This window comes from Synechococcus sp. CS-1332, assembly GCF_025127995.1.
GTDB lineage: Bacteria > Cyanobacteriota > Cyanobacteriia > PCC-6307 > Cyanobiaceae > Cyanobium.
On record NZ_JAHLYP010000050.1, the window covers coordinates 127920 to 143527 of the forward strand.

General features: G+C 69.1%; 17 protein-coding genes. 12 read left to right on the forward strand and 5 right to left on the reverse strand.

Annotated features, from left to right (window positions below; genetic code table 11):
- A complete protein-coding gene (locus KQ305_RS13005) occupies nucleotides 1-1485 on the forward strand; it encodes a cell wall metabolism sensor histidine kinase WalK (protein ID WP_259725823.1) in 1485 nt (494 codons plus the stop codon).
- Here KQ305_RS13005 and KQ305_RS13010 read toward each other — a convergent pair.
- From KQ305_RS13010 to KQ305_RS13020, 3 genes are all read right to left on the reverse strand, one after another.
- On the reverse strand, nucleotides 1482-3329 hold the full coding sequence (locus KQ305_RS13010; protein ID WP_259725824.1) for a glycosyltransferase family 39 protein: 1848 nt from the start codon (nucleotides 3327-3329) through the stop codon (nucleotides 1482-1484). The genes KQ305_RS13005 and KQ305_RS13010 overlap by 4 nt on opposite strands.
- A gap of 61 nt (nucleotides 3330-3390) precedes the next feature.
- Entirely contained in the window at nucleotides 3391-4620 is a 1230-nt protein-coding gene (locus KQ305_RS13015; protein WP_259725825.1) for a glycosyltransferase, read from the reverse strand.
- A complete protein-coding gene (locus KQ305_RS13020; protein ID WP_259725826.1) occupies nucleotides 4617-5579 on the reverse strand; it encodes a DMT family transporter in 963 nt (320 codons plus the stop codon). The genes KQ305_RS13015 and KQ305_RS13020 overlap by 4 nt, the downstream gene beginning before the upstream one ends.
- Before the next feature lie 98 nt (nucleotides 5580-5677).
- Between KQ305_RS13020 and sppA the strand changes: the two genes are divergently transcribed.
- The 11 genes from sppA (at nucleotide 5678) to KQ305_RS13075 (ending at nucleotide 13498) form a co-directional block, all read left to right on the forward strand.
- Nucleotides 5678-6490 carry a signal peptide peptidase SppA gene (gene sppA, locus KQ305_RS13025; RefSeq protein WP_259725827.1) on the forward strand — a complete coding sequence of 271 codons (813 nt, stop codon included), beginning with the start codon at nucleotides 5678-5680 and terminating at the stop codon, nucleotides 6488-6490.
- 4 nt (nucleotides 6491-6494) lie between these two features.
- Entirely contained in the window at nucleotides 6495-6911 is a 417-nt protein-coding gene (aroH, locus tag KQ305_RS13030; RefSeq protein ID WP_259725828.1) for a chorismate mutase, read from the forward strand.
- Between the two features lie 56 nt (nucleotides 6912-6967).
- A complete protein-coding gene (locus KQ305_RS13035; RefSeq protein WP_259725829.1) occupies nucleotides 6968-7585 on the forward strand; it encodes a DUF2808 domain-containing protein in 618 nt (205 codons plus the stop codon).
- A 28-nt stretch (nucleotides 7586-7613) separates the two neighbouring features.
- The gene (gene rpmH, locus KQ305_RS13040; protein ID WP_015108935.1) at nucleotides 7614-7751 is read left to right on the forward strand and encodes a 50S ribosomal protein L34; all 138 of its coding nucleotides are present in this window, start codon (nucleotides 7614-7616) and stop codon (nucleotides 7749-7751) included.
- Nucleotides 7752-7769: 18 nt separating this feature from the next.
- Entirely contained in the window at nucleotides 7770-8177 is a 408-nt protein-coding gene (gene rnpA, locus KQ305_RS13045; RefSeq protein WP_259725830.1) for a ribonuclease P protein component, read from the forward strand.
- Nucleotides 8143-8607: a PH domain-containing protein gene (locus KQ305_RS13050; RefSeq protein WP_259725831.1), complete on the forward strand. Its 465-nt coding sequence runs from the start codon at nucleotides 8143-8145 to the stop codon at nucleotides 8605-8607. Before rnpA ends, KQ305_RS13050 begins: the two co-directional genes overlap by 35 nt.
- 75 nt (nucleotides 8608-8682) lie before the next feature.
- The gene (yidC, locus tag KQ305_RS13055; RefSeq protein ID WP_259725832.1) at nucleotides 8683-9816 is read left to right on the forward strand and encodes a membrane protein insertase YidC; all 1134 of its coding nucleotides are present in this window, start codon (nucleotides 8683-8685) and stop codon (nucleotides 9814-9816) included.
- Nucleotides 9813-10304: a DUF177 domain-containing protein gene (locus KQ305_RS13060; protein ID WP_259725833.1), complete on the forward strand. Its 492-nt coding sequence runs from the start codon at nucleotides 9813-9815 to the stop codon at nucleotides 10302-10304. The genes yidC and KQ305_RS13060 overlap by 4 nt, the downstream gene beginning before the upstream one ends.
- Nucleotides 10305-10307: 3 nt before the next feature.
- The gene (locus KQ305_RS13065) at nucleotides 10308-11798 is read left to right on the forward strand and encodes an AAA family ATPase (protein WP_259725834.1); all 1491 of its coding nucleotides are present in this window, start codon (nucleotides 10308-10310) and stop codon (nucleotides 11796-11798) included.
- Nucleotides 11799-11958: 160 nt separating this feature from the next.
- Entirely contained in the window at nucleotides 11959-12147 is a 189-nt protein-coding gene (locus KQ305_RS13070; protein ID WP_216905632.1) for a hypothetical protein, read from the forward strand.
- 187 nt (nucleotides 12148-12334) lie between these two features.
- Nucleotides 12335-13498, forward strand: coding sequence for an aminotransferase class V-fold PLP-dependent enzyme (locus KQ305_RS13075; protein WP_259725845.1), 1164 nt, complete (start codon nucleotides 12335-12337; stop codon nucleotides 13496-13498).
- Here KQ305_RS13075 and aqpZ read toward each other — a convergent pair.
- Nucleotides 13480-14202 (reverse strand): aquaporin Z, encoded by a 723-nt coding sequence (gene aqpZ, locus KQ305_RS13080; RefSeq protein WP_259725835.1) that lies wholly within the window; start codon nucleotides 14200-14202, stop codon nucleotides 13480-13482. The genes KQ305_RS13075 and aqpZ overlap by 19 nt on opposite strands.
- 101 nt (nucleotides 14203-14303) lie before the next feature.
- A partial coding sequence (locus KQ305_RS13085) for a UDP-N-acetylmuramoyl-L-alanyl-D-glutamate--2,6-diaminopimelate ligase (protein WP_259725836.1) occupies nucleotides 14304-15608 on the reverse strand: 1305 nt, incomplete at its 5' end.

Below are 15608 nucleotides of genomic sequence, written 5' to 3' on the forward strand. Positions count from 1 at the left end.
ATGGCCCCCCAGGCTGGGTCGCCTCCCCATGGCTGGTGGCAGCGCCTGTTCGGCAGCCTGCTCGGCCAGCTCAGGGTCGCGGCCTTCACGTCGGTCTTCCTGGGATTCACGGCCGCTTCCGCCTTCACCGTGCTGATCAACCAGCAGTGTCTCCTGCGCCAGCAGCAGTCGGGGCAGCGGCTGGCGGCGGGCTCCCTGACGATCTGGCTCGATCAGACCAGCAGCGATCCATCCCCCCTCAACGCCAGTCAACTGCGCCAGGAACTGGATCGCCTCAGCGTCAGGGAGCGCTTCTTCTGGGTGCACCGCAACGACGGATCCCTGCTGCTGCCCGGACCGTTCTCCGGGGAACCCGTGGCGAACCCTGGCTTCATCAAGCGAGCCATGGCGGCGCCCCAGGGTCCCTGGTCAGGGCTCTCGATCACCCCGCTGCTGATCGGTACGGACTACCGCCTGGTGAGAGACCAGGCTGGCAACAGCTACCTCAGCCATCCCCTGCATCGCTCCGCCGAAGGCAGTCAGCTCTGGGTGGCGGAGGACATCAGCACCAACATCGCGGCACTCCGCACCATCCTGCTGGGGCTGCTCGGGGTCTGGATCCTGTGTCTGGGGCTCACCCTCGTCGCGATCTCCATCCTCACGCGCCGCATCCTCCAGCCCCTGCAGGATCTCCATCGCCTGGCGGCGGGTGTGACCTCCGAAAGCCTGGCCAGCAGCCACCTCAAGCTGGATCATGCCCCCCTGGAAGTGGAGGAGCTGGCAGCGTCCTTCAATGACCTCCTCGACCGGCTGGCCCTGGCCTGGAGCCAGCAGCGGCACTTCGTGGGGCTGGTTTCCCACGAGCTGCGCAACCCACTGATGATCATCGGCGGCTATTTGCGCCGCCTGCAGCGCCGGGGCCAGAACCTGGATCCCGAACAGATGCGCGCCCTGGCCACCACCGAGGCCGAGACCCACCGCATCACCCGCATGCTCAACGACCTTCTGGACCTCTCCCGCAGCGAATCCGGCCAGTTGCAGATGGTGCTGGCCCCGGTGGCGGTGGATGAGGTGCTCACCACCGCCTGCGACCTTGCCCGCAGCCAGCTGTCACGCCCCCTGCTGCTCACCCTGCCCAAGGAGGCCGCCGATGGGCCGATCAGGGCGGTGGCCGAAACCGACCGCCTGCAACAGGTGCTGCTCAACCTGATCGAGAACGCCGACAAGTACTCCCTTCCTGGCCGACCGATCAGCCTCGACCTGTCCCAGGACGCCGGCAAACTGTGCATCAGAGTCCAGGACCAGGGCATCGGAATTTCCCCGGAGGACATTCCCAAGGTGTTTGATCGCTTCCACCGCGGTCGCAATGCCATTGAGCATGAGCGGGGATCGGGCCTTGGTCTGTCCGTGGTCAAGCTGCTGGTGGAAGCGATGGGGGGCTCGATCGACGTCGAGAGCGAGATCGCGGTCGGGAGCAGCTTTCACATCCACCTTCCGGCGGCTTAATAACGCTCCGGCCGGGGCGCCTGCCAGTCGGGGGCGAAGCCATCCCGCCGTAGTTGCGCCACGGAGGCCTCGAGGCGGCGGCGGTCGAGACGCCACAGCCGGTACACCCCGGCTCTGTCGATCTCCGTGGCCCCCAGATGGCGCCAGAAGGGAGCGCGGGCGGTGGTCTGGTCGATGACCACCAGCACGGTGGGCTGGGCGTCCGGTGTGCTGGGCTGCTGGCCCTCCCGCCGCTCCAGGCGCAGGCGTTCCGCCAGGTTGAGGGGACCCTCCACGTCGATGCCCTCGTAGATCACCACTCGCCTGCCGTAGTAGTGCAGTGAGGGTTTGAGAACACCCACCATCGCCACGGGCTCCCCGGGACGACCCTGCCGTTGCAGCGCCGCCGCCATCTGGCGCACGGGCCCCCCCCGCAGACGATCGCCCACGCTCCACAGGGGCAGCAGGGCCGTGGGGACGAACAGCACCAGCGGCAGCTGCAGGGCCATGAGCCGCAGGGGTGGGTGACGGCGACGGCAGAGCCAGCCCAGCAGCGCTGCCAGCAGCCAGCAGGCGGCCACCAGCGGCACCAGCGGGCTGCCCTCGAGCTCCACAGCCAGGGTGGGCATTTCCGGATCGTTGATCAGAGGCAGCCACAGGGGAGCCAGCAGGAACGAGAGGCCCAGGCCCGTCACCAGCAGCAGACTCAGACCCCAGGCCCATCCCTCCCAGGGGCGGCCGCCACTCCCGCTCCAGGCCGACTGGGCCGCCAAGGCGATCAGCAGGGCGGCGGCAGGCGTGGCGGGCAGCCAGTAGCTCGGCAGCTTGGTGGCGGCGGCGGTGAAGAACAGCAACACCGCCAGGAGCCAGCAGGCGGCGAAGCGGGCCAGGGAGGTGGCGGGCAGCTGCGGCTGGGTGGGGCACCAGGAGCGGCGCAGAGGGCCGATGGCCCGGGCCAATCCAACCAGAAGCAGGGGAGACACCGGCAGGCTGGCCACCAGCATCACCGGCAGGAAGAACCACCACGGCTGCAGGTGGCGGTTCACCACCTCGGTGAAGCGCTGCAGGTTGTGGTATCCGAAGAAGCTGTCCCAGAAGGGGCGGCCTTCGCTGTGGAGCGCCAGGAGATACCAGGGCAGAGCCACCAGGGCGGTGAGTGCCAGGCCCTGCAGGGGGCGCAGCCGCCGCCAAAGCCCGGCGACGTCGGCCTGGAGCCAGCCGAACAGCAACAGGCTGAGACCCAGCAACACCACCGCCACCGGGCCCTTGGTCAGCACGGCCAGCCCCAGCACGGGCCACGGCAGCCACCAGGGCCGCGCCGGGTTGGCATAGGCCTGCCAACAAAGCAGCAGCGCCAGGGCCACCAGGCCGCTGAACAGGGAATCGCTCACGGCCGTGCGGCCCCAGGCCAGCATCAGGGGCGAGAGGCCGAAGGCCAGGGCGGCCGTGAGGGCCGTCAGGCCGGGGCGCACGGCCATGGGGCCCTGCCCCCGGGAGGAGAACGGAGGCTGGGGCCAGCGCAGCAGGGTGTCCGCCAGGGCCAGCATCACCCCGATGGCGGCCAGGGCGGAGGGGAAACCGGAGGCCCAGGTGCCTAGGGGATTCCACTGCTCCTGGCCGGGCAGGGCGTAGATGAGCCCCATCAACCAGTACACCAGCGGCGGCTTGTCGTAACGGGGCAGTCCATTGACGCGGGGGATCAACCAGTCGCCCGTTTCCGCCATGGCCCGTGCCGATGCCGCAAACAGCGGCGGCGTCTCATCCACCAGGCCCGTGTTGCCCAGTTGCCAGGCGTAGAGCACCAAGCCCAGAAGCAAGGTGAACAGCAGCAACCGGCGGCGCTGGGGGCGGGGCAGGGCGGTCAAACCGGCTGGGCGGGTCGGATGGAACCTATCGCTCCCCACCCGTCAGGTCCTGTGTCGCCCGTCAGGCCATCAGCCGATCCACCAGCTCCAGCTGTTGGGGTAAGCAGACCCGGGTCAGATCAAACCGATCCACCACGGTCTTGCGGGCTTCCCGCCTCAGCCCGTCGTGGGGCGAGGGATCGGCGAGCACCGACGCCACCCGCTGGGCCAGGGCCTGGTGATCGAAGAAATCCACCAGCAGACCATTGCGGCCATCGACGATCACGTCCTGCACCGGGGGCGTGGCCGAGCCGATCACGAGGGCACCGCAGCTCATCGCCTCCAGCAGGCTCCAGCTCAGTACGAAGGGAACGGTGAGATAAACGTGACAGGCGCTGACCCGGAACAGTTCATGCAGCACGGGGTGGGGGACGTGGCCGACGAAATGGATCCGGGAGCGATCGAGGTTGTCGCCCAGCTCCTGGAGCAGCAGCTCCTTCCAGCTGCCACCGCCGGGGGGCGCCGCTCCGTAGCTCACGCCCTCCCCGCCCACAATCACCACATGGGCCCTGGGCCGCAGGCGCTGCAGCAGCGGGAGCATGCGCATGAAGGTGTGGAAGCCGCGGTAGGGCTCCAGATTCCTGGCCACGAAACTCACCAGTTCGTCACCGGGCACGAAGCTCAGGCCGGCACGCTGCAGCTGAAGCCGGGCGGAGCCCTGGGGGGCGATCGCCACGGTGTCGATGCCCTCGTGGATCACGCTCAGCCTCTGGCGGAAGGGAGCCGGCACGGTGCTGGCCTGCCAGGGGGTGGGGGCCAGTCCCCAGTCCAGGTCCTGGAGAGCCAGGAGCTGGGGCGCCCGCCGCAGGCGCAGCCGGGCCCGCAGGCGCCAGTCGGCGTCAGCGAACTCCGGGTCGAATCCCACATCGGCCCCCTGCAGCTGGTAGATGAACTCCACGTGGTGCAGGACCGGGACGTCCGGCAGCAGATCCTTCACCACCAGCAGCTCGCCCCAACCCGGATGGCCGATCACCAGATCGGGCTGCAGGCCTGCCTGCAGCAGGGGCTCCAGACAACGGGCCACCGCCTCGGCCCGCAGCACCTTGGTCTGGAAATCAGCCGCCCAGGGGTGGCAGGGGGGCACCCCACCGCCCGGCAGTGGGTCATAGCGATGCAGCGGCAGGCCGGGGAGGGGCTGGCTGGTGGGGCCGCCGATGGCCACCACCCGGTCGCCGCGGCGCTGCAGAGCCGGCGCCAGGTGGCGGTACTGGCCTGGGAAGTTCTGGTGAACAAACAGCAGTGTGCGGGTCATGGCGAAGCCGGCTCCGTCCTCCCGCCCGCCTGCCAGAGCCTGCCGCGCTGGTTGATCAGCAGCACCGAAATGAGGGCGAGCGCGGCACCCAGCCATTGCAGGGGAACCAGCCGTTCCCCGAGCAGCAGCACCCCGCAGAGCACCGCGAACACCGGTGTCAGGAAGGTGAGGGCGGTGAAACCGGTGAGATCACCGCTGCTGGCGAACCAGAAGAACAGGCCGTAGGCCAGGGCACTGCCCAGCAGGGCCGCGTAAGCCATCAGCCCCCACTGGCCCAGGCTCCAATGGGGCCAGAAGGACACGGCCTCCGGCCGCAACAGGGACTCACCACCGGCCACCAGCACCAGGGGCACCCCTCCGAAGACCATGTGCCAGCCGGTGATGGCGACAGGGTCGCTGCGCCGGGTGGCATAGCGGCAGAGAACGGTTCCCACCGCCATGGCCGCCGCCGCCGCCAGCATCCAGGCCTCGCCATGGCTCCAGGCCTGCCCCTGGAGGGCCGGAGGCCCCTGCAGCCACCAGTGGCGCAGCACCTCCCCCGGCAGTCCCAGACAAAGAATGCCGAGCAGGCCGATCAACAGGCCCAGCCAGCCCACCGGATTGATCGCCTCTCCGAACAGGGTGCGGGCCAGCAGGGCCACCAGCAGGGGCTGGGAATCGATCAGCACCGAGCCGAGGCCAGCCCCGGTCTGGCCCAGCCCCCGGGCCAGCAGCCCCTGGAACAGGCTGCCGTCGACGGCGGCAAACAGCAGCAGCCAGGGCCAATCGATGGGGTCGATGCGCCAGGACCGCCCCAGCAGGCGGGCCGCCAGCAGCAGCACCACGCCGGCGGGCAGCAGCCGCAGACTGGCCAGCATCGCCGGGGACGCCCCCACCAGCAACGGCTTCATCGCCGCCATCGCGGTGCCCCACAGGGCGAAGGGCAGGAGCATCAACACCCAGCGCAGGGTCCGGGGCATGGGGCGTCAGGCCTGGGGCGGAGGTGGAGGGGTGGAAGGCGTGGCAGCAGGCCCCTCAAGGCCTTCTTTTTAAGATCCAGCCACCGCGCATCTCCACAATGCCTTGGCCCTGGCGTCGCAAGTCCCGTCGAACCCTGGCGCGCATCGCCATCGAAGGGCCGATCGCCGGAGGCACCCGGGTCCGGGTGCTGAAGGCCATCGAGCAGGTGCAGCAACGGGAGTGCCCCGCCCTGCTGCTGCGAATCGACAGTCCCGGCGGCACCGTGGGGGACAGCCAGGAGATCCATGCGGCCCTGTTGCGCCTTCGGGAGAAGGGCTGCCGGGTGGTGGCCAGCTTCGGCAACATCTCTGCTTCCGGCGGGGTCTACGTGGGGGTGGCGGCGGAAAAGATCGTCGCCAATCCCGGCACCATCACCGGTTCGATCGGCGTGATCCTGAGGGGCAATGACCTCTCGCGGCTGCTGAAGCGCATCGGCATCCGCTTTGAAACCGTCAAGAGCGGCCTCTACAAGGACATCCTTTCGCCCGACCGCGCCCTCTCGGAGGCGGAACGCCAGCTGCTGCAGGAGCTGATCGATTCCAGCTACGGCCAGTTCGTTGCCGCGGTCGCCGCGGGGCGGGGCCTGGAGGAGGAGGCGGTGCGCGCCTTCGCCGACGGGCGGGTCTTCAGTGGCGCCCAGGCCCTGCCCCTGGGCCTGGTGGATGTCCTGGGGGATGAGGAAAGTGCCCGCCGGCTGGCGGCGGAGCTGGCGGGGCTGGATCCGGAGAAAACCCGCGCCATCACCTTCGGCAAACCACCCAAAAAGCTGCTCGGTCGGCTGCCGGGGGCCACACTGCTGCAGCAGCTGTCCCAGTCCCTGAGCCTGGAACTGGCCTGGAGTGGCCAGCCCCTCTGGCTCCATCGCCCCTGACGTCATGAAGCCTGGTCTCGAGCTGAGGGCCCTGAGGGGAGCCACCACCGCCAACGCCAACAGCGGCGAGGCGATCGCGGAGGCCGTGGCTGAGCTGATCGAGGAGTTGCTGCACCGCAACGACCTGGCGGGGGATCGGGTGCTCTCGGTGACGTTCTCCGTCACCGCCGACCTGGACGCCTGCTTCCCGGCCGCGATCGCCAGGCGCCGTCCCGACTGGGGCCGGGTGGCCCTGCTGGACTGCCAGCAGATGGCGGTGTCGGGAGACCTGCCCCGCTGCATCCGGCTCCTTGCCCATGCCTGGCTGGACGCCAGCCGGGAGGTGGTCCATCCCTACCTGCGGGACGCGGCCCGGCTGCGCCCCGATCGGGCTGATTCCGGGCACCTTTCGGCCCCAGCCAGCTCCCCCGCCGACCACTGAATCCACGCCAGGCGCACGGACGTGTTGAGACTTTCACCATGACGATCCTCCCAGCCATGCCTTCTCTTCCGCGTCAGCGGTCCCATTCCCTGGGCCCCATCGGCCGTCTGGGCACCGCCTGCCTCGGAGCGTTGGCCGTGGCCACCGCCACCGCCCTCTCCCCTGTCGCCACCACTCCTTCCCTCGCCCAGGGCACTCCCGGCCTGATGGAGTTCCGCTGGGAGAACAACAAGGATTACCGGAAGCTCTATTACTTCATAACGGAAACGACCCGCTTGCAGCGTTCGGAGTATTATCTGATGCTGCGACCGAAGGATCGCAAGACGGCGATCATCAAGTTGAACATCAGCGTGCCCAGCTACTTCGACAGCAAGATCGACGCCAAACAAATCAAGCTCTGCAAGATGAGCGAAGGCGGAATGCTCAAGAAAACCCGCTGCGAGAAGACCATTCCCGCCACCATCGAGGTGTCGGCCAACGGCAGATCCATCGACATTTTTCCGGAGACCCCAATCTCCGACAAAGACACCATCGGGGTCTACATGAACATGTTCAACCCGTTCAATGCCGGCATGTATCAGTTCAACGCCCTGGCCCAGGCCCCCGGCGACATCCCCGTCTCCGGCTACCTGGGCAGCTGGCTGATCCAGATCGATCCCACCGGCACCAACTGATAGGGTGGCCCACTGAGCAGACAGCAGCATGACGAAGCGCACACTCGAAGGGACAAGCCGCAAGCGCAAGCGGGTGTCGGGATTCCGGGTGCGGATGCGCACCCACACGGGTCGTCGCGTGATCCGCACCCGCCGTCGCCGGGGCCGGGCACGCCTGGCGGTCTGAGGCCGACCTGGAGGGGCCGTGGCCCTGCCGCAGCAGCACCGGCTCAGGGGACGGCGTGTCTTTGATCGCCTGTATCGCCAGGGGCGCCGTTTCCAGGGTCCAGCCCTAGTCCTTCGCGTCCTTGCCGCTGACCCGTCCCTGCTCCCCCCCGGCACACCTCCACGCCCTAGCCCTTGGCGCTGCGGGATCGTGGTCAGCAGCAAGGTCAGCAAGCTGGCGGTACGCCGCAACCGCCTCAGGCGCCTGTTCCACGACCAACTGCTCCGCCACCCCCCGGCACCGGCCAGTCCCCTCTGGCTGCTGATCACGCTCAAGCCCGGCTGCCTGGAGCGCGGCGAGGCCCAGCTCCTGGGAGAATGCACCCATCTGCTGCGCCAGGCAGGATTGCTCCTTGACCCCGGAGGACAGGGTGGAGAACAAACTTGAGATCAATGAAACGGTCTTCTATGAGGGTGGCCCGGCCAGGGGCGACCTGGTCATCAACCTGCTCTTCGGCCTCACCCTGATCGGCATTCCCTTTGCCGTCGGGGCCATCGTGCGGGCCCTGTGGCTCCGGTTCCGGATCACCAGCCGGCGCATCAGCGTCAGCGGCGGTTGGCTCGGCCGCGACCGCACCCAGGTGGTCTACAGCCAGATCCGCGAGGTGCGCTCCGTCCCAAGGGGCTTCGGCGCCTGGGGTGACATGGTGCTGGTCCTCAACGACGGAGCCAAGCTCGAAATGCGTGCGGTGCCGCGCTTCCGTGAGCTCGAGACCTACATCGAGGAGCGCCGCGAAAGCCGCGGCAAGGCCGCCCTCCGCACGCCTGGCGCCCCCGGTCCGGCGGGCTTCGCCCCCCCGGCCCGTGAAAGCGCCTGACCACCTGACCCCCATCCGGTCTCCCCGGTCGGGCACACTGGCAGCCGAGAGTCCCCACCCCAGCGAACCCCTGCCGTGATCGGCTACATCTCCGACAACCTGCTGCTCCCGATCCTCGATTTCTTCTACGGATTGGTTCCCAGCTATGGGCTCGCGATCGTGGCCCTGACCGTGGTCATCCGCCTCGCCCTGTTCCCTTTGAGCGCCGGCTCGATCCGCAGCGCCCGGCGCATGCGCATCGCCCAGCCGGTGATGCAGCAACGCCAGGCGGAAATCAAGGCCAAGTACGCCAACAACCCCCAGAAGCAGCAGGAGGAGCTGGGCGGCCTGATGAAGGAGTTCGGCAGCCCCCTGTCGGGTTGTCTGCCCCTGCTGGTGCAGATGCCGATCCTCTTCGCCCTGTTCGCCACCCTGCGGGGATCGCCGTTCGCCGATGTCCCCTACCCGATCAACCTGAAGGTGTTGCCGGCCGAGGAGATCGCGGCGGTGGAAACCAAGCCCTTCAACAGCGCCAGCCACTCGATCTTCATCAGCGAAACCGAGCACGTCCCGGTGATCGCCAGCCTCGACGGCGGCACCAAGCTCGGCGTCGGTGACAGCACCAAGGTGGAGCTGCACGGCAAGGACGGCACCAGCTTTGCCTCCCTGCTCGGCACCGTGGAGCACGGCGACAGCTTCACCCCCAGCTGGGTGGTGACGAAAGGCGAGGGTGTGGTTCAGGTCAATGACCAGGGGACGATCACGGCCCTGGCCCCCGGCGACGCCACCGTCGAGGCCCGCATCCCCGGACTGGCCGCCCGCAGCGGCTTCCTGTTCATCAAGGCCCTCGGTCAGGTGGGCTTCTACACCGACGGGGCGATCAACTGGGACATCGCCATCCTGGTGGGGGCCTTCGGAGCCTCCCTGTTCGCGTCCCAGCTGCTCTCGGGCATGGGCATGCCCGCCAACCCCCAGCAGGCCACGGCCAACAAGATCACGCCCGTGATGATCACGGCGATGTTCCTGTTCTTCCCGCTGCCCGCCGGGGTGCTGCTCTACATGGTGGTGGCCAACGTGTTCCAGGGGGTCCAGACCTTCCTGCTCACCCGCGAGGCCCTTCCTGACAACCTGCAGGCGATCCTCGACAAGCAACTCGCCCAGACGCCGGCCACGGCCACGGCCGGTGGTGGTGGCGGCCGGTTGCCCTTCGAGCCCAAGGCCAAGAAATGATCTCCCGGCTGCAGCCGCTGCCCCTGCAGGAGTTGCGGCTGCTCGGCGAGGGGCGCACCTGGCCGGTGGATCAGCCCATCGCCGGCCTGGCCAGCCTCACCCCGGTGCGGGGCCAGTTGCGAGCGTTCCATCACGGCAGCGTGCTCGAGGTGGAGGGTTCGGCCGAGACGATCATCACGCTCTGCTGCGACCGTTGCCTGCAGAGCTACAACCGCCCCCTGACGGCCAAGGCCCGGGAGCTGCTGGAGATCGCGGTGGCGGGTCCGGAGGAGGAGGAGGTGGTGTTCGCGGCCGACGACCCTGTGGAATGCCTTGATCCCGGCGGCAGCTTCGATCCGGAGCGCTGGCTGTTCGAACAGCTCAGCCTGCAACTTCCCCTGGTGAACCGCTGCGGGGCGGACTGTCCCGGCCCGCCGCGACCCACAGGCGACACCAGCAGCGAAGGGGAGGGTGATCCCCGCTGGGCGGCCCTCCGCTCCCTGCGCTGAGCCATGGTCCACGACCTGGGCGATCAGCTGGATCTTCTGATCCGCTCCCGCACGCCGATCCTCTGGATCCGCAGCCTGGAGGAGGAGCGGGTGGAGGGGCTGCTGGAGCGGGCCGCCGAACGCCTGGGGGGCCGCACCCTGCTGCGCTGGGACTTCATCGGAGGCTTGGCCGGGGCCCCCAACCTGCAGGGCCAGGCGGTGCGTCAGCCGATGGCGGCCCTCAGCGGTCTGGATGGGCTTCCCAAGGAGCAGGGGGCGATCCTTTTGCTGAAGGATTTCCACCGCTACGCCGATGATCCGGGCGTCTGCCGCCGGCTGCGCAACCTGGCCGTGAGCCTGCGGCAGGTGCCCCACACCCTGGTGATCAGCGCTCCGGAATGGCAGATGCCGCGGGAGCTGGAAGACAGCGTCACGCTGCTGGAGCTGCCCCTGCCCGAGGCCCGCGAGATCGGGCGGCTGCTGCGGGCCATCGCCGGCGCCAGCGGCCAACCCCTGGCGCCGGAGGTCCTCGAACAACTCACGGCTGCCTGCCACGGCCTCAGCGAGCAGCGGGTGCGCCAGCTGGCGGCCCGGGCCCTGGCCCAGCGGGGCCAGCTGGGAATCGAGGATCTGACGGAGGTGCTTGAGGAGAAACGCCAGGCCATCGCCCGCAGCGAACTGCTGGAGTACTGCCCCACCGAAGCCACCCCCGCCGACATCGGCGGCCTGCAGACCCTCAAGCACTGGCTGGAGCAACGTCACCGGGCCTTCAGCGAGGAGGCCCAGCGCTACGGCCTGCCCCTGCCCCGGGGAGTGCTGCTGATCGGTCCCCAGGGCACGGGCAAGTCGCTCACTGCCAAGGCGATCGCCCACAGCTGGGCCATGCCGCTGTTGCGGCTCGATGTGGGGCGCCTGTTCGCAGGCCTGGTGGGGGCCAGCGAAGCCCGCACCCGGGAGATGATCCAGCGGGCCGAGGCGATGGCCCCCTGCGTGCTCTGGATCGATGAGATCGACAAGGGCTTCGGCGGTGGCGACGGCCGCAGCGACGGCGGCACCAGCCAACGGGTGCTGGCCAGCCTGCTCACCTGGATGGCGGAGAAGAGCAGCGCCGTGTTCGTGGTGGCCACCGCCAATGCGGTGGAGCGCCTGCCGGCGGAACTGCTGCGCAAGGGCCGCTTCGACGAGATCTTCCTGCTGGAACTGCCCGACGCCGACGAGCGCCGGGCGATCCTGGATCTGCAGCTGCGGCGGCGACGGCCGGCCCACACGATTCCGCTGGAGGTGCTGGTGGACCGCACCGCCGACTTCTCCGGCGCCGAACTGGAGCAGACCGTGATCGAGGCCATGCACCTGGCTTTCGGCGAGGGCCGGGAGCTGGGGGAATCCGATCTGATCGCCGCCGCCAGCCAGGTGGTGCCCCTGTCGCGCACGGCGCGGGAGCAACTGGAGGCCCTGCGCAGCTGGGCGAGCAGCGGCCGGGCGCGGCCGGCCTCCGGGGCCGGCCGGCCATCCTGAGGCGAATCGGCACGAAAGTGGAAGACTTTCAATGCATCGATGCGGCCCGATGTAACGGCTTCATGAAGAACAACCACGCCTGGTAACAGCTTGCCGGGGGCGACGGTGAAGAACGATTCATCGCCCGTAGCGTCTGACGATCAATCGTGAAGAAGCCGCCGTGACCCCGAGCCCCAGCCCCCGCACCGGCAGCGAACTCACCTCCCAGCTCGCCGTCGCCAGCCTCGGGGCCGGTGTGATCACCACCCTGGCGGTGGCCCAGGGCCAGAGCCCCCTGACGGCCCTCGGCATCACCCTGTTCTCGGCCGTGGCGGCCGTGGTGGTGGGCCAGGTGATCTCCAGCAACTGAGACGAACAACGGACGTTTCTCAGCACTGAATCTTTCCTCTGATTCTTTCAATCCAGAAGCCTTCAGTACTCAGAGCCGAGCCCCCGGTTGGGATACGGTCCCGGCAGGTGGCGTCCACTGCCATGCTTCACCGGCGCCACCACTCCTGCCCTTGCCTGCCGAGCTCCCCATCCCCCTGCGGGATCTGATGCCCGCCCTGGCCAACAAGGCCTACTTCAACTACGGCGGTCAGGGCCCCTTGCCAGGCCCATCGCTGGCGGCGATCAGCGAGGCCTTCGCCACCATCCAGGAGCTGGGCCCATTCAGCGACAACGTGTGGCCCTACGTCAATCGCACCGTTTCAGGGCTGCGCCAGCGACTGGGGTCCTGGTTCGGCGTCGACGCGGCGCGGGTGGCCTTCACCGAGAACGTCACCTCGGGGTGCGTGCTGCCCCTCTGGGGCCTGCCCTGGCAGGCGGGCGATGAACTGCTGGTCAGCGACGCCGAGCACTACGGGGTGGTGGCCGCCCTTGAGGAGCTGGCCCGGCGCCACCAGCTGCGGATCACCTCCCTGGCGGTGGCCGATCTGGACGGTGACGCCGCCGCCACAGCCGCGGCGGTGGGCCGGCGGCTGGAGGCCGCCCTCACCCCCCGAACCCGCCTGCTGGTGCTCTCCGACCTGCTCTGGAACAGCGGCCAGACAATGCCGATCGCGGCGGTGGCGGCCCAGTTGGCCAACCATCCCCGCCATCCCTGGCTGCTGGTGGATGCTGCCCAGTCACTGGGCAGCCTGCCAGTGGCCGAGGCAGCCGGCGCCGCCGACATCTATGCCTGCACCGGCCACAAGTGGTGCTGCGGACCAGAAGGGCTGGGCGCCGTGACCGTTTCGGAGCGCCTGCTGGAGCTCAGCAGCCCCACCGTGATCGGCTGGCGCAGCCTGGAGCACGACGGGCCCGGCTCCGGCGGCTACCACCGCGATGCCCGCCGCTTTGAGGTAGCCACCTCCTGCACACCCCTGTTCGCGGGGCTGAACCAATCGCTGCAGCTGCTGGAGGCCGAAGGCGATGCCGAGGCCCGGCTGGCGGCGATCCGGGAACGCAGCGTCCAGCTTTGGGAAGGCCTGCAACGGCTTGACGGGGTCCGAACCTTGCTGGAGGTGCCCCCGCCCGCCGGCTTAGTGAGCTTCACCATGGCAGGCCCGTCGGGAGAAACCATGGATCCGGCCGTCGTCGTGAAGCAACTGGGGGAGCAGGGCACCTGGCTTCGCACCCTGGAATCCCCCCGCTGCCTGAGGGCCTGCACCCACCTGGTCAGCACCGCTGACGAGGTGGAGAGGCTGTTGGCTCAGCTGGTTCAGCTTTCGGTGGGCTGAAAGGCGGCCTTGTAGAACCAGCCGGCCAGCAGGGCACCCACGATCGGGGCCAGCCAGAACAGCCACAGCTGGCCGATCGCCTCGCCCCCGACCCAGAGGGCCACGCCCGTGCTGCGGGCCGGGTTCACCGAGGTGTTGGTGACCGGGATGCTGATCAGGTGAATCAAGGTGAGGGACAGGCCGATCGGCACACCGGCGATGGCGCCCAGCTCCTGCTTATGGGTGGCCCCCAGGATCACCAGCAGGAAGATGAAGGTGAGAATCACCTCGATCACCAGGGCGGCCAGCAGGCTGTAGCCGCCGGGGGAGTGGGCACCGAAGCCATTGGTAGCCAAGGGGTTGGAGCCCGCCAGCTCAAAGCCAGGACGGCCGCTGGCCACCAGCTTGATCACGCCGCCGGCGATCACCGCACCGAGCACCTGGGCGACGATGTAGGGCAGCAGGCCGGAACTGGGGAACTTGCCGCCGGCCCAGAGGCCGAAGCTCACCGCCGGGTTGATGTGGCAGCCGGAGATATGGCCGATGGCATAGACGGCCGTCAGCAGGGTCAGACCGAAGGCGATCGAAACCCCCAGGAAGCCGAGGCCCAGGGGGTTGGCGGCGGCGTTGTCGTAGGGGAAGACGGCGGCCAGCACGGCGCTGCCGCAACCGCCGAGCACCAGCCAGAAGGTGCCGATCAGTTCCGCCAGGAACTTCTTCGGCATGGGGACAGAAGCGGTCATCTACATCATTTGGGTGGATCGTGAAGTTACACCCGAACGGAACCGCACCACGCGCATCGTGTGCGTCACATGGCAAAGCCGGCTCAGCCGGCGGCGCGTGCACTCAAGGCCCTGGCGGCCTCCTCCCGGTCATCGAAATGCACCTTGGTGGTGCCAAGGATCTGGTAGTCCTCGTGGCCCTTGCCGGCGATCAGCACCAGATCCTGCGGCGCCGCCGCCGCGATGGCGGCGGCGATGGCGGCGGCCCGGTCGCCCTCCACCACCAGCTCGGTGCCGGCGGGGATCCCGGCCACCACGTCGTCCAGGATTCGCTGCGGATCCTCGGTGCGGGGGTTGTCGGAGGTGACCACCACCGCATCGGCCAGGCGGGCGGCGATGGCCGCCATCTGGGGCCGCTTACTGCGGTCGCGGTCACCGCCGCAGCCGAACACGCAGATGAGTCGGCCATCGGTGAAGGGCCGGCAGGCCGCCAGGGCGTTCTCGAGGCCGTCGGGGGTGTGGGCGTAATCCACCAGCACCGCTGGCAGGGCTACGCCAGCCGGGCCGCCCACCCTCTCCATGCGTCCTGGCACGCCCCGGAAGCTGGCCAGGCCGTCGAGCAGCTGGGCCAGGGGCAGGCCCTGCTGCAAGAGGGCCCCCACCGCCTGCAGCAGGTTCATCAGATTGAAGCGACCCACCAGGGGCGAGCGGAACAGCCCCTCGCCTGATGGACTTTGCAGCCGGCCGCTCACCCCTTCGGCACCCATCACCAGATCACTGATGTGCAGCTCCACCGACGGATCCTCCAGGGAGCAGCGCCAGCAGGGGCCGGCCTCCCCCAGCCGCTCGGCCAGGCGGGCCCCCCAGGGATCGTCCACATTGACCACGGCACCGCCTTCGAGCAGCTCCTGGGCGAACAGCCGGGCCTTGGCCTCGAAGTAGGCCTGCATCGACGGGTGGTAGTCGAGGTGGTCCTGGGTGAGGTTGGTGAACACCGCCCCGGCGAAACGGCAGCCAGCCACCCGCTGTTGATCGAGGGCGTGGGAGCTCACCTCCATGGCGGCGACAGCGCAGCCGGCCGCTGCCGCCTGGGCCAGATCGGCCTGCAGCAGATCGGCGAAGGCGGTGGTGTGGGTCGCGGTGGCGCTGTGACCGGGCCAGCGGTTCTGCAGGGTGCCGAACAGGGCCGCCGGCCGGCCGGCCGCGGTGGCCAGATGCTCGATCAGATAGGTGGTGGTGGTCTTGCCGTTCGTGCCGGTGACGCCGATCAGCGCCAGGCGCCCGCTGGGCTGGCCCCAGAACTCTGCCGCCAGAAGGCCGGCCCAGCGGGCCAGGGGCGGCTCCACCACCAGCACCGGATCGCCGGGGGCCGGGGGCCGGGCTGCGGCCGCCGCCGGCCCGATCACCGC

Bases quoted from the DNA above. Each gene is read 5' to 3' on its own strand.
- KQ305_RS13020 (WP_259725826.1), bottom strand. From the start codon at position 5,579: ATGCCCCGGACCCTGCGCTGGGTGTTGATGCTCCTGCCCTTCGCCCTG.
- KQ305_RS13075 (WP_259725845.1), top strand. From the start codon at position 12,335: ATGCCCGCCCTGGCCAACAAGGCCTACTTCAACTACGGCGGTCAGGGC.
- KQ305_RS13035 (WP_259725829.1), top strand. From the start codon at position 6,968: ATGCCTTCTCTTCCGCGTCAGCGGTCCCATTCCCTGGGCCCCATCGGC.
- sppA (WP_259725827.1), top strand. From the start codon at position 5,678: ATGCCTTGGCCCTGGCGTCGCAAGTCCCGTCGAACCCTGGCGCGCATC.
- KQ305_RS13015 (WP_259725825.1), bottom strand. From the start codon at position 4,620: ATGACCCGCACACTGCTGTTTGTTCACCAGAACTTCCCAGGCCAGTAC.
- rpmH (WP_015108935.1), top strand. From the start codon at position 7,614: ATGACGAAGCGCACACTCGAAGGGACAAGCCGCAAGCGCAAGCGGGTG.
- KQ305_RS13005 (WP_259725823.1), top strand. From the start codon at position 1: ATGGCCCCCCAGGCTGGGTCGCCTCCCCATGGCTGGTGGCAGCGCCTG.
- KQ305_RS13065 (WP_259725834.1), top strand. From the start codon at position 10,308: ATGGTCCACGACCTGGGCGATCAGCTGGATCTTCTGATCCGCTCCCGC.
- aroH (WP_259725828.1), top strand. From the start codon at position 6,495: ATGAAGCCTGGTCTCGAGCTGAGGGCCCTGAGGGGAGCCACCACCGCC.
- KQ305_RS13060 (WP_259725833.1), top strand. From the start codon at position 9,813: ATGATCTCCCGGCTGCAGCCGCTGCCCCTGCAGGAGTTGCGGCTGCTC.
- aqpZ (WP_259725835.1), bottom strand. From the start codon at position 14,202: ATGCCGAAGAAGTTCCTGGCGGAACTGATCGGCACCTTCTGGCTGGTG.